This window comes from Streptococcus mitis, from assembly GCF_946188695.1.
GTDB lineage: Bacteria > Bacillota > Bacilli > Lactobacillales > Streptococcaceae > Streptococcus > Streptococcus mitis_DF.
Genome location: NZ_CAMHWI010000029.1, coordinates 1 through 13,395, shown reverse-complemented (window position 1 = coordinate 13,395; position 13,395 = coordinate 1). Strand labels below are relative to the sequence as shown.

Genomic DNA, 13,395 nt, shown 5'->3' with positions numbered 1-13,395 from the left:
CGATGACTTATCTCACCCACTTCTTCATAAAGCTCTTTATCATATCTCCGTTTTTGACTTTCTTGTTTACGGAGATAGTCTAAAATTCGATTTCGAAACTTGGTTTTGAAATATTTACGTAAGCGTGGGATATCTTCTACAAGCCCTTCTTCTCTACTAATCAATTCATGTAGGCAAATCATCCCCTCTTGATCCCAGTCCGATAACTCCCACAAATGAAGGTAATATTCATTTCTACACTTGTATACAATTCCTTGGACTTCTTCATACATTTTTTTAAGCATAATCTTCCCCTTTCTAGATACAGTCTAACAAATTCAAAAACACTTTTGGCACATTTCATCCATTCTGTCCCCTTTACCTCCTCAACTGCACAAAAAAGAGAGGTCTTGCCTCTCTTTGGGTTATAATTCTGCGATTTGGTTTAGGTTTACTTCTGCAACTGTGTCATTACCAAACATAGAGATAATCATCTTCACTTTATTGTTATCAATCTCCGTAATCTTACCGGTATAATCTGCAAAAGCTCCATCAATAATACGTACAGTTTGACCAACTTCAACATCGATATCAAACTCTTGTACAGTTTGTCCCATAGAAACCAAGATATCACGAATTTCTTGTTCCAATAATGGAGTTGGTTTTGATCTATTTCCGTGAGATCCGACGAATCCTGTAACATTTGGTGTATTTCGAACAACAAACCAAGCTTCATCTGTCATGACCATTTCTACAAGAACATAACCTGGAAAGCGATTTTCTTCTACTTCTTTTCTCTTTCCATTTTTTTCAACTTGCACTGTTTGTGTTGGAATTTCAACGCGTAGAATATTATCCAACATATTGTAGGTTTGTGCACGTTGTAATAGATTTTCTTTTACCTTATTTTCATAACCAGAATAAGTTTGTAAAACAAACCACCCTTTATCAAAACTATCCATGATATTTCCTTTCATAAATAGAAGATTTCTAGTGTAATTAACTCCACTAGCCTTCTAAAAAATGTTAATAAATCGAATCAAACCTGAAACAATCAACTGGTCAAAAATGTAAATAATTACTACAAAGAAAGCTGTATATTCCATGATAGACCGAAAATCTCTCCAGCTTTCCTTGCGAGTTGGCCATGTTGTGTCTTTAAGAAGTCTAAAAATATCTCCAATAAAACGCATCGCTCTCTCCTATCTCGTTTCTCTGTGTGTAGTGTACTTGCCACAATGCTTACAAAATTTATTTACTTCTAGTCGTGTAGGCTTGGGGTTTCCACTAATCTTGATTGAATAGTTTCTAGAACCACAAACCGCACAAGCTAGGCTTGCTTTTTTTAGTGCCATAACGCCTCCATCTTATCTATTATAACAAGAAAGCTAGGCTTTGACAAGCATCTTAGCGAAATAGATTGACTACCGAATCCCATATTGTTTGAGCCTTTTCCTTAATCTTCGCATCTGAGATAGCCCGGCTAGCCTCATCTACTAGACTTTGCGCACGTCCTCGAATATCAGTCAAATTATCATCAGTCTGGCTATTATCATTGGTTTGTACTTGTCTTTTTGTGTTAGCTGGTGCAATTCCATTTTGCTTATAAGCATTTTCAACTGTAAAGGTACTTCCTGGTGTATAAGGTAAAATGGTATTGGCAATATTTCTAAAGACATGAGCTGCACCATTTGATGTAGAACCCGCTAGATAGTGATTTTCATCAGTGGTCGGGAAACCAAGCCAGTGACTAATCACTACATCCGGAGTATAGCCAATTACCCACTGGTCACTTGTATACTCCGGATTGAAAACTGCTTCAGTTGTTCCAGTTTTCCCTGCCATGACATAGTCTGCAGGTGATGAACTAATACCAGTTCCGTTTGTGAATGTCCCCAACATCATACTAGTCATCTTGTCAGCTACAGCTTTATCAATCACTCGTTTTTGTGAATGTTTATGACTCGCAATAACCTGTCCGCTAGCATTTTCAATTCTACTAATAAAATGAGCTTCCGGCATTAAACCTTCATTTGCAAAGGTAGCATATGCTTGAGCCATTTGAAGAGGGTTGGTTTCAACATCGCTTCCTAAAGCGACACCAAGAACACGGTCTACCTTTTCCATGTTGAGTCCAAATTTTTCGCCTGCCTCAAAAGCCTTATCAACACCCAAATCATTAACAGTAGCAACAGCAGGTAGATTAAGCGATTCTGCCAAGGCTTGATACATGGGAACTTCTCGACTCTTTTTGATTCCTGCATAGTTATCTACCTTATAGCTGTCATACTTCATGGTATGGTTATCCAAGAGCTTGTTCAAAGCCCAACCTGCCTCAACTGCTGGCGTATAAACAACTAAAGGCTTAATTGTAGAGCCAGGGCTACGTTTTGATTGAGTTGCATAGTTGAAATTCCGGAATCCAGTTTTATCATTGTCAGCAACTTGACCGACAACTCCACGAACTCCTCCTGTTTTCGGTTCGAGAGCGACACTTCCTGATTGAGCAAATGTTCCATCCTCTGCCCTCGGAAATAGCGCTGTATTTTCATAGACAACCTGCATATTTGCTTGGTAGTTTTGGTCCAGCTCTGTGTAAATGCGGTAGCCATTATTGACAATTTCTTCCTCTGTTAGATTATACTTGGAAACAGCTTCATTAACCACCGCATCAAAGTAAGAAGGATAGCGGTAATCTGAGATTTTCCCTTCATACTTATCATGCAATTGCGAATTCATATCAACTTCCGCAGCTTCGGTTTCTTGGTTTTTATCAATATATCCTGCTGCAACCATATTTTGCAAGACAGTATCGCGCCGATTGGTAGAATCTTCTACAGAATTCAAGGGATTATACAGTTCCGGCCCTTTGAGCATCCCTGCCAGAGTCGCAGCTTGATCCAGACTCACTTCTGATGCAGAAACTCCAAAGTATTTCTTACTCGCATCTTCTACACCCCACACACCATTTCCAAAATAAGCGTTGTTAAGGTACATGGTCAAAATTTGATCCTTACTATATTTTTTTGTTAATTCTAAGGCAAGGAAAAATTCTTTCGCTTTTCTCTCAACAGTTTGATCCTGCGACAGATAGGCATTTTTAGCTAGCTGTTGGGTAATAGTAGAACCACCACCTGAACGACCAGCAGTGACAATCGCCAAGAAGAAACGACCATAGTTAATCCCATCATTTTTATAGAAAGAGCGGTCTTCTGTCGCAATAACGGCATTCTGCAAATTTTTACTGATATCAGTCAATTCAACATAAGTTCCTTTTTGACCAGACAAGGCACCAGCCTCCTTTTCTTCACGGTCAAAAATGATAGTCCGAGTTTTCAAGGCGTTTTGCAAATCGTTAACATTGGTTGACTTAGCTACAGCAAACAAATAGGTTCCAACTAGCAAGCCTGCACTCAAACCTAGTATAAGGACAATCTTTGTTAGATGATAGCGACGCCAGAATTTTCTAATTGGACCCACTTGGGCTAATTTTTTTCGATCACTACGAGAGCGACGTAAGCTAGTAGAATCAGAGTCCTCTAGTTCACTTGTTTCTTTTTTAAAAAGAGAAAGAAATTTCTCGAATAATTTATCTAATTTCATGCGTTTATTTTATCATCTTCGTCATAGGAAGACAAGAATTTAGCTATTTCCTATCCAAATAGGGCTTTTTTTGTTACAATATCTGTATGAAATTCACATTTACATTACCAGACTCTCTACCTCAAATGACGGTAAAGCAATTACTTGAGGAACAACTCCTCATCCCTAGAAAAATCCGTCATTTTTTGAGAATCAAGAAACACATTTTGATTAATCAACGAGAAGTTCATTGGAATGAGACGGTAAGTCCTGGAGATGTTTGCCAATTGACTTTTGACGAGGAAGATTATCCCGAAAAAGAAATTCCTTGGGGCAACCCAAACCTCATTCAGGAAGTTTATCAAGACCAACACTTAATTATTGTGAACAAACCAGAGGGGATGAAAACGCATGGTAATCAGCCAAGCGAAATCGCCCTTCTTAACCATGTCAGTGCCTATGTTGGCCAAACCTGCTATGTAGTTCATCGTCTAGACATGGAAACCAGTGGTTTGGTTCTCTTTGCCAAAAATCCTTTTATCCTACCTATTCTCAATCGCTTATTGGAGAAAAAAGAGATTTCTAGGGAATATTGGGCACAGATCGACGGACATATCAACAGCAAAGAACTTGTTTTCAAAGACAAAATCGGACGTGATCGCCATGACCGCAGAAAGCGAATAGTTGATACAAAAAATGGCCAACATGCCGAAACGCATGTAAGCAGATTAAAGCAATTCCCAGACAAAACTTCCTTGGTTCGTTGCAAACTAAAGACCGGGCGAACCCATCAGATTCGTGTGCACCTTTCGCATCATAACTTCCCTATTTTAGGTGATCCTCTCTATAATAGTAAATCAAAAACAAGTCGGCTTATGCTCCACGCCTTTCGACTGTCCTTTACCCATCCGCTTACTCTAGAGAAATTAAGCTTCACTACCCTATCAGATACTTTTGAAAAAGAATTAAAAAAGAATGGATGATTGTGTCATCCATTTTTTAATATTTAAAAAGCAAGACCAGAGGCCTTGCTTTTTATCGACTCATGAATTATTTAGCGATTTTTGCGAAGTATTCAAGAGTACGAACAAGTTGTGCAGTGTATGACATTTCGTTGTCGTACCATGATACAACTTTAACCAATTGTTTACCGTCAACGTCAAGAACTTTAGTTTGAGTTGCGTCAAACAATGAACCGTAAGACATACCTACGATATCTGAAGATACGATTGGATCTTCTGTGTAACCGTATGATTCGTTTGAAGCTGCTTTCATAGCTGCGTTCACTTCATCAACAGTAACGTTCTTTTCAAGAACTGCTACCAATTCAGTAACTGATCCAGTTGGAGTTGGAACGCGTTGTGCAGATCCGTCAAGTTTACCGTTCAATTCTGGGATTACAAGACCGATAGCTTTTGCAGCACCAGTTGAGTTAGGAACGATGTTTGCAGCACCAGCGCGAGCACGGCGAAGGTCACCACCACGGTGTGGTCCGTCAAGGATCATTTGGTCACCAGTGTAAGCGTGGATAGTAGTCATCAATCCTTCAACAACACCAAAGTTATCTTGAAGAGCTTTAGCCATAGGAGCCAAGCAGTTTGTAGTACATGAAGCACCTGAGATAACTGTTTCAGTACCGTCAAGAACGTCGTGGTTAGTGTTGAATACAACTGTTTTAACGTCGTTTCCACCAGGAGCAGTGATAACAACTTTTTTAGCTCCACCAGCGTGCAAGTGTTTTTCAGCAGCTGCTTTCTTAGCAAAGAAACCAGTAGCTTCAAGAACGATTTCTACACCGTCGTTAGCCCAGTCGATTTGTTCTGGATCACGTTCAGCAGAAACTTTGATGAATTTACCGTTAACTTCAAATCCACCTTCTCTAACTTCAACAGTACCGTCGAAACGACCTTGAGTTGTGTCGTATTTCAACAAGTGTGCAAGCATAACTGGATCTGTAAGGTCGTTGATACGAGTAACTTCAACACCTTCTACGTTTTGGATACGACGGAAAGCAAGACGACCGATACGTCCGAAACCGTTAATACCAACTTTAACTACCATTAGTGATTTCCTCCTTATGAAAATCATGAAATTTTTATTGTGAAAAGAGTAACTTGAATCACTACAAATCACCTTTCAACAAACCTATTATATAACTATTTAAGTTTAATTGCAAGTACGGGCATTGTTTTTCTATGTTAGTTTCTTTTTTAAACTGTAAATCAAGGAATCCCTTACTATTCATATCGTAGCGATTCTACAGGATCCATTTTACTAATTTTACGCGCCGGGAAGTAAGCTGATACATAACCAAGCAAGAGAGCGAAAGCTAGAGTTCCTAAAACAGATAACAAATTTAATTCAAAAACCTTCGTGATGGATGGATAAAAGTGATTTACAACCGCATTCGCCAAACTTCCCACCCCTTGTGCTACCAAAAAGGCCAGTAGCAAGGCGATACCTACAATCCAGATAGCCTCGTAAATAAAAATTCCTTTGACATCACGATTTTGATAACCAACTGCTTTCATGACACCTATTTCCTTAGAACGTTGCATGATATTGATGTAAATAATGATACCAATCATGACCGCTGCTACCACAATAGCTTGTGATGAAAGCACAATCAACAATCCCTGAATGACACGAATAAAGGTAATCACAATATCAAGAACCTTCTGTTGAGAAAGAACAGTATACTTCTTGTTTTTCTGCAATTCTTCTGTTATCGCTTTTGTTTGTGATGGATCTTTGAGTTCCAAGATAAAATAAGATACAGCTTTTGTAAATCCAGCTTCTTTCAAGATTGCTTCCATTTGATGAGACGGCATAAAACTGTTGCTGTTCTCCATATCATCTTCATCATTGATCACACGCACAATCTTTGTTTGAAATTGAGCAGTCTTGCTAGCTTCGGCAGCATTTTCTACAATGCTGGCTGAGACTGATTTGCCAATAACATCACTAGCTGTTAGATTTTTTCCTGTCTGTTCATTCCAATTTTTTAGTAAACTGATTGGAATCGTCAAGCCCTGTTCATTTGCATCAGTATAGAGGGAGCCAGCCAATACTTTATCCGTCTCATTACTACTAACAGAGATACTTGTATCCTCATAGAGACTCACTACTTGAGCATAAGAAGGCATCGTTTGACTCAGATCCATTTCTTGCCCATCTATAGTCATATTTGACATGGTCATCCCAAAAGGACTCTCCAAATATTTAATAGCTTCTTTCCCAACTGTATCCGTGATATAGTTCTTATCGTCTTGGTTCAAAAAGCCTCGTCCAGCATTTTCTGTATTTAAAGCAATCTGAACTTGAGAAGGGATTTGACCTCCATTCGTATTTTCATCAATCATCGAAATCAAGGCATTTCCCAAGCCGAAAGAAATTAAGACTCCTACAAAACCGATTGAGGTTGCTAGTGCAATCAATAGGTTACGCCACTTTCTTTCCATAAAGTTATTTAAAGAAAGTTTGAATTTATTTTTCAATGACAATCCTTTATTTTTTGACTTCTTCAACGACTTCACCATCCTTCATTTTGATAATCACATCTGCATATTCGGCAACCTCTGGATTATGGGTTACAATCAACACTGTTTTCCCTGTTTGGGCTAAATTTTTAAACACTTCCAATACCATTTCTTGGGATTGAGAATCCAGCGAACCCGTTGGCTCATCGGCTACAATCATATCTGGTTGATTTACCAAGGCACGCGCTATTGCTACGCGTTGCTTTTGCCCGCCAGAAAGCTGTTTAACATTTTTAGCCACAAAAGGTTCCATGCCCAAGTTACTTAATTGCTCCTTTGCAATCATTGTCATCTCCCTGTCAGATAAATCTTTGACATAGAGAGGTAGCTTGACATTGTCCAAGACAGACTGATGTGGAATGAGGTTAAAGTTTTGAAACACAAATCCAATCTTATCTTTACGAAATTGAGTTAGTTCAATCTCTGATAAGTCACGGAGGGATTCCCCTTTAAACTCTAAATCTCCTTCATATTGTCTATCTAAACCGCTGATGATGTTTAGTAAACTGGTTTTGCCACAGCCTGATGGACCGTAAATCGCTGTAATTTTACCTTTTGCGATTTGCAGATTTATATTCTTTAAAGCCTGCTCTTGATGTTTACCGTCCAAAGTGTAAAACTTTGAAATATTTTTAATGGATAAAATGGACATTCTTTCCCCCCCTTATTTAAAACTGTTATCGTCATACATCATACTTATAGAAAATCCTTCAAGTTGCTTGACCCTATAGGCCTACTACTTAGAATTTTCTCTCTATTGCCGAGTTTGTTTCTGGATGTATAGCAAGTAATACTCTTCGAAAATCAAATTCAAACCACGTCAACGTCGCCTTGCCGTACTCAAGTACAGCCTGCGGCTAGTTTCCTAGTTTGCTCTTTGATTTTCATTGAGTATAAAATTCATTTTAACAAAAAAGCGACATTTCCCCAATGACAGAAATGTCACTCCTATAAATCATTTAATAATACCTTTCTAAGTCTTCGCTCCATTCCTTATCTAAACTAACGAGTAACTTCTCATTACCAAACATCCTCGCCATCATTTTTGCTTCTTCATACTTTTGTTTGGCTGTATCATAATCGGTATGAATATAATATTTCCACTCCACCATCAAGACAATCGGTTGCTTTTGGAAATCTCGTGTTTTTTGTCCTATTTTATTTAAGGTCTCGACTGCCCTCTTAAAATAATGAAACAGCCCCATAATTTCTATACAAGCTAAAGAAGCTAACAAGGAATCTCTAAGTAAGTCCAAACAATCGAACTCTATCTTATCAACCTGAGAACTTAGTTTGTCATGAAAACAAAGAATGGTTTCATGCTCAGATTCTTTTATCTCACCCACATTTAAACCATCCATTAACTGACAGTTGAAATACAGTCTCAGTTTCAACAAGTCCTCGGCTTTATATACATCTCTGGATAGTAAATCTTGAAGACCGTCTTCAATCACACCACTTCCGTATAAGGAATTACTAGTCGCTCTCACTGCATCTATAGCTTGAAGACAATCCACTAGCACTTTCTCATCACGGGGCAGGTCATCATAAAAACACTCAAAAATCTCATCAAAATATTCTTCCTTTTGTTCCTGCAACTCCTCGTCTCCATAGTCAGGATGATGTAAAAGAAAGTACTTTAATTCTTGGTAACGCTTGGGTAATTCCTTATAATCTGGCATCAAGACGTAGGACGGAATTTCTAATCGTTCTGCAATATATTCTAGTGTTTTTATCGTCGGGCGAAATTCTCCTTTTTCAATCCGCACCAACTGACGCACTGATAATTCAGACTCATCCCCGCAAAAAACTGGACGACTAAGTCCTTTCTCCTCTCTTAAAAGTCGCACTTTATCCCCTAACTCATTTATCTTGTTCATTTGCCCCTCGCATGATTATTAAAGATTTGATTTTCAAATAAATATATGCGATGATTATACCATTTTTCAAATAGAATTACAAAAAAAGAGACAGGATTTCTCCTGCCTCTAGGCTGATAACAATTATTTACGGCGTCCTGGTCTTTCTTTGTAGCCATAGTAAGAATCTTCGATGATTTCTTGCATGTGGTCAACCATTGGAAGGCGTGGATTTGCAGGCGAACATTGATCTTCATAAGCAAGGAAGGCCAATTCACGAGAATGTTCTTTCCATTCTTTTTCATCAATTCCTTGTGCTTTGAAGTTCATTTGGATACCTACGCGCTCACCAAGTTCGTAGACAGCTTTTGCGTAAGATTCCACACCTTCTTCTGGAGTAGAAGCTGGAAGTCCAAGCATGCGTGCGATATCTTGGTATTTTTCATCTGCACGGTAGTAGTTGTACTTAGGCCATGTTGCTGTCTTAGCTGGACGTGTACCGTTGTAGCGGATGACGTATGGAAGCAAGATAGCATTTGTACGACCGTGAATTGTGTGGAATTGCGCACCAATCTTATGAGCCATTGAGTGAGAAATACCTAGGAAGGCATTGGCAAAGGCCATACCAGCGATTGTTGAAGCGTTATGCATTTTCTCGCGTGAGTGGAAGTCTGCATTCTTAACTGAGCTTTCAAGGTTTTCGAATACAAGCTTGATGGCTTGAAGTGCAAGTCCGTCAGTGTAGTCGCTAGCCATTTGTGATACGTAAGCTTCAGTCGCGTGGGTCAATACGTCCATACCAGTGTCCGCAGCAACAACTCCAGGAACTGTCAATACCAAGGCAGGGTCTACGATTGCCACAGTTGGTGTCAATGAGTAGTCAGCGATTGGGTATTTGCGGTTGTTTGCTTTATCAGAGATAACGGCAAATGGTGTTACTTCAGATCCTGTACCAGATGTTGTTGGGATTGCGATGAATTTAGTCTTCTTACCAAGTAATGGGAATTTGAAGGCACGTTTACGGATATCCATGAATTTTTGAACAAGGTCACGGAAGTCTACTTCTGGTTGTTCGTAGAAGAGCCACATTACTTTAGCAGCGTCCATTGGAGATCCACCACCGAGAGCGATGATTGTATCTGGTTTGAAGGCGCGCATAATCTCAGTACCACGATTTACAGTTGTGATATCTGGATCTGGTTCTACATCAGCAAAGATTTGGTAAACAACCTTATTGCGACGAAGGTCAAGTTGTTCGATGATACGATCAAGGAAACCAAGCTCTACCATGGCATGGTCAGTCACGATCATGACACGTTCAACGTCACGACATTTTTGAAGGTATTGAATTGAATCACGTTCAAAGTATGTTTTTGAAGGAAGTTTCATCCATTGCATGTTATTTCTCCGTCTTCCGACTTTTTTGATATTCAAGAGGTTAATGGCACTAACGTTATCCCCAACTGAGTTGCGTCCGTAAGAACCACATCCAAGTGTCAATGATGGCAAGAAGGCATTGTAAACGTCCCCGATACCACCGAAAGTAGAAGGTGAGTTACAGATAACACGAATAGCTTTAACAGCTTTACCAAATTCTTTAGTCAATTCTTCATCAGCTGTGTGGATAGCTGCTGAGTGCCCAAGACCGTTAAATTCAACCATTTGACGAGCCTTAGTAATACCATCTTCACGGCTTTCAGATTTCAAAACTGCGATAACTGGTGACAATTTTTCACGAGTCAATGGCTCGTTTTCACCAACTTCTTTACATTCTGCAGCAAGAATGTTTGTTCCTTCTGGAACTGTAAATCCTGCTTGCTCTGCAATCCAAGTTGCTGGTTTACCAACGATGTCAGCGTTCAATTTTGCACCAGCACAGTTTTTGCTGTTTGCTTTCACGCCGAAGCAGAATTCTTCAAGAAGTGCTTTTTCTTTTTTGTTTACAAAGTAAGTGTGATATGATTTGAACTCTGCTACAAATTCATCGTAAATTTCTTTATCAATGATAACCGCTTGCTCTGAGGCACAGACCATACCGTTATCAAATGATTTAGACATGACGATATCGTGTGCTGCTTGACGAATGTTAGCTGATTTTTCAACATAAGCTGGAACGTTTCCGGCACCTACCCCAAGAGCTGGTTTACCACATGAGTATGCAGCTTTAACCATGGCATTACCACCTGTTGCAAGGATTGTTGCAACACCTTCGTGGTTCATAAGCGCACTAGTTGCTTCCATAGATGGTTCAGTAATCCACTGTACACAGTTTTCAGGAGCTCCTGCTGCGATAGCTGCATCACGAACGATTTGAGCTGCGTGAGCTGATGATTCTTGAGCTGATGGGTGGAAGGCAAAGACGATTGGGTTACGTGTCTTCAATGAAATCAATGATTTGAAGATCGCTGTTGATGTTGGGTTTGTTGTTGGAGTGATACCACAAACAACACCAACTGGTTCAGCGATAAGAGTCAAACCTGTTACATCGTCTTCTTCAATAACGCCAACTGTCTTAGTGTGACGCATGTTGTTTACCACGTGTTCACAAGCAAACAAGTTCTTAGTTGCTTTGTCTTCAAATACACCACGTCCTGTTTCTTCAAAGGCATGTAAAGCCAATTCTCCGTGGGCATCCAAAGCTGCCACTGACGCTTTAGCTACGATGTAGTCAACCTGTTCTTGGTCCAACTTACGCATTTCTTCAAGAGCAACTAGAGCTTTTTGCACCAATCCATCGACATGCTTTTCAGCAGCGAGTTTCTTTTCCTCTGGTGTCACAGTTTTTTTATCAGCCATATTTTCCTCCATAGCTTTCAAGGATTTAATCCTTTGTTAATTTTTTCACAAGTTTATTATAACGCATTATTTCAACTTTGTAAACAGTTTCATAAACATTTCACAAAGAATTTTCAGTTCCTTGTGAAATCTTTCTCATTTTCTTTGCTTATCAAGTTTTTTCTTTAGAGTTTGTGAAATTTATTTCAAATATTTTTTTATTTCACAAACTTGCTTGGAAGAGGGACTTGGAAAGAAAGGGATTTGCAGGTAAGCGCTTACTTAAACATTCTAACAATACCTCCTTTGATAAGGAGGCTTTATTTTTGTTGAAAAACGCCTTGTTTAAAAGTCCCTTCATAAACGACTTCTTGTTCTGTTGTTAGCTTTCCTTTTCCTTCAGCCTGACCATTTACAAAATCACCTTCGTAGGTCCAGCCTTCTTTAGATTGAAAGGTACCTTTTCCGTTGAAGGCTCCATTGTTGAAACCACCTGTATATTGGTCTCCATTTTGGAAGGTGATGGTTCCTTGGCCATTCATTTTACCACGGACAAGAGTGCCATCGTAAACAATCGTTCCATTATCAAGCTTTAGAACACCTTTTCCGGGAATATTTAGAAAAAAGACGAGCACAGCACAAAAAACAATGGTAACTACTGCTAAAATCTCTAAACGTGGACGAGTCAGATAGACACGATACTTTTCGTAAAAATTCTTAAGATTTTCCATCTTCACTCTCCTTCTCTAAACGTTCTAACCATGCTTGACAACCCTCCTGAACACGCTGATAGGTTTCCTCAAAATCTCCTGTATACCAAGGATCTGGAACACTTTCTGATGCAAATGAGTAAATCTTATCTTGACAGTCTACTGGACACATCTGACGTAAGTCAGAAACATTTGAAGCATCCATTCCGATAATATAATCAAAGGCTTCAAAATCTTCCTTACTAATCTGAAGCGATGTTTTGGTTTTGTCGTAAGGAATCTCATACTGTTGAAAAATCCCTTGAGTTCCCTTATGAATCGGATTGCCATGTTCCCAAGAGGAAGTCGCTCGACTTTGGATTTCGTAGTTATCTGTCATCGATTTCATCACAAACTCGGCTATAGGGCTGCGGCAAATATTTCCCAGACAGACAAATACTAATTTTTTCATCCCATTTCCTTTCTTTTATAGAAAAACGGGAGTTCGTGATCCCGTCTTATTTTTCAATTGCGCCTTCGAGTGAAGCTGTTTCTTTCAGAGGTAATACGGTCTTGATAGCAGCTAGTTCAAAAGTCAAGTAAACCCCATCTACATCAAGAACAATTGTTTTCTTTTCTGTATCTACTTCATCGACTGTTCCATAAAGTCCACCGATTGTAATCACTTCATAGCCTTTTTGTAATTTATTCAAGCTTTCCATACGCTTTTGTGCTTGTTTCTTTTGAGAGCGTTGCGTAAAGAACATCAAGCCCACCATAGCCACAAGAATGATTAAAAATGTATATTGTGATTCCATTATATTCTCCTTTGTCTTTTACATAGGACTACTATATCAAATTTCAGCTACTTTTACAAGATTGTACCTTGCTTTTCTGGCTCTATAATATTTGTAGTGGGTAAATCCCCTATGAATCTTATGGAGCCTATTTTTGTGTAGAAAAAAAGTCCCA

14 protein-coding genes are annotated in these 13,395 nt (G+C 39.1%); 1 reads left to right on the top strand and 13 read right to left on the bottom strand.

Annotated elements, in window-relative coordinates; all coding sequences use genetic code 11:
- The 5 genes from N8L33_RS09635 to pbp2a form a co-directional block, all read right to left on the bottom strand.
- Positions 1-284: sigma-70 RNA polymerase sigma factor region 4 domain-containing protein (locus N8L33_RS09635; protein WP_474104149.1), on the bottom strand; the 284-nt coding region annotated here is incomplete at its 3' end.
- Between the two features lie 120 nt (positions 285-404).
- Complete coding sequence (gene nusG / locus N8L33_RS09630) at positions 405-941, bottom strand: transcription termination/antitermination protein NusG (RefSeq protein ID WP_000376740.1); 537 nt, start codon at positions 939-941, stop codon at positions 405-407.
- A gap of 54 nt (positions 942-995) precedes the next feature.
- Positions 996-1,172 (bottom strand): preprotein translocase subunit SecE, encoded by a 177-nt coding sequence (gene secE / locus N8L33_RS09625; RefSeq protein ID WP_001210991.1) that lies wholly within the window; start codon positions 1,170-1,172, stop codon positions 996-998.
- A gap of 9 nt (positions 1,173-1,181) precedes the next feature.
- Positions 1,182-1,334 carry a 50S ribosomal protein L33 gene (rpmG, locus tag N8L33_RS09620; protein WP_001809375.1) on the bottom strand — a complete coding sequence of 51 codons (153 nt, stop codon included), beginning with the start codon at positions 1,332-1,334 and terminating at the stop codon, positions 1,182-1,184.
- Between the two features lie 52 nt (positions 1,335-1,386).
- Positions 1,387-3,582, bottom strand: coding sequence for a penicillin-binding protein PBP2A (gene pbp2a / locus N8L33_RS09615; protein ID WP_261059723.1), 2,196 nt, complete (start codon positions 3,580-3,582; stop codon positions 1,387-1,389).
- A gap of 86 nt (positions 3,583-3,668) precedes the next feature.
- Between pbp2a and N8L33_RS09610 the strand changes: the two genes are divergently transcribed.
- Positions 3,669-4,544, top strand: coding sequence for an RluA family pseudouridine synthase (locus N8L33_RS09610; protein WP_314725994.1), 876 nt, complete (start codon positions 3,669-3,671; stop codon positions 4,542-4,544).
- Between the two features lie 67 nt (positions 4,545-4,611).
- Here the strand turns inward: N8L33_RS09610 and gap are convergent, their stop codons facing one another.
- From gap to yajC, 8 genes are all read right to left on the bottom strand, one after another.
- Complete coding sequence (gene gap, locus N8L33_RS09605) at positions 4,612-5,622, bottom strand: type I glyceraldehyde-3-phosphate dehydrogenase (RefSeq protein WP_000260687.1); 1,011 nt, start codon at positions 5,620-5,622, stop codon at positions 4,612-4,614.
- Between the two features lie 176 nt (positions 5,623-5,798).
- Positions 5,799-7,100, bottom strand: a complete 1,302-nt coding sequence (locus N8L33_RS09600) for an ABC transporter permease (RefSeq protein WP_261059722.1) — start codon at positions 7,098-7,100, stop codon at positions 5,799-5,801.
- Positions 7,069-7,752, bottom strand: a complete 684-nt coding sequence (locus N8L33_RS09595) for an ABC transporter ATP-binding protein (protein ID WP_261059721.1) — start codon at positions 7,750-7,752, stop codon at positions 7,069-7,071. The genes N8L33_RS09600 and N8L33_RS09595 overlap by 32 nt, the downstream gene beginning before the upstream one ends.
- Before the next feature lie 307 nt (positions 7,753-8,059).
- On the bottom strand, positions 8,060-8,980 hold the full coding sequence (locus N8L33_RS09590; RefSeq protein WP_023945661.1) for a helix-turn-helix domain-containing protein: 921 nt from the start codon (positions 8,978-8,980) through the stop codon (positions 8,060-8,062).
- A gap of 123 nt (positions 8,981-9,103) precedes the next feature.
- Positions 9,104-11,755 (bottom strand): bifunctional acetaldehyde-CoA/alcohol dehydrogenase, encoded by a 2,652-nt coding sequence (gene adhE / locus N8L33_RS09585; RefSeq protein ID WP_261059720.1) that lies wholly within the window; start codon positions 11,753-11,755, stop codon positions 9,104-9,106.
- Between the two features lie 299 nt (positions 11,756-12,054).
- The gene (locus N8L33_RS09580) at positions 12,055-12,465 is read right to left on the bottom strand and encodes an MORN repeat-containing protein (RefSeq protein WP_261059719.1); all 411 of its coding nucleotides are present in this window, start codon (positions 12,463-12,465) and stop codon (positions 12,055-12,057) included.
- Positions 12,452-12,895, bottom strand: a complete 444-nt coding sequence (locus tag N8L33_RS09575; RefSeq protein ID WP_261059718.1) for a low molecular weight protein-tyrosine-phosphatase — start codon at positions 12,893-12,895, stop codon at positions 12,452-12,454. The genes N8L33_RS09580 and N8L33_RS09575 overlap by 14 nt, the downstream gene beginning before the upstream one ends.
- 46 nt (positions 12,896-12,941) lie before the next feature.
- Positions 12,942-13,241, bottom strand: a complete 300-nt coding sequence (gene yajC / locus N8L33_RS09570) for a preprotein translocase subunit YajC (RefSeq protein WP_000445810.1) — start codon at positions 13,239-13,241, stop codon at positions 12,942-12,944.
- Positions 13,242-13,395: the final 154 nt, after the last annotated feature.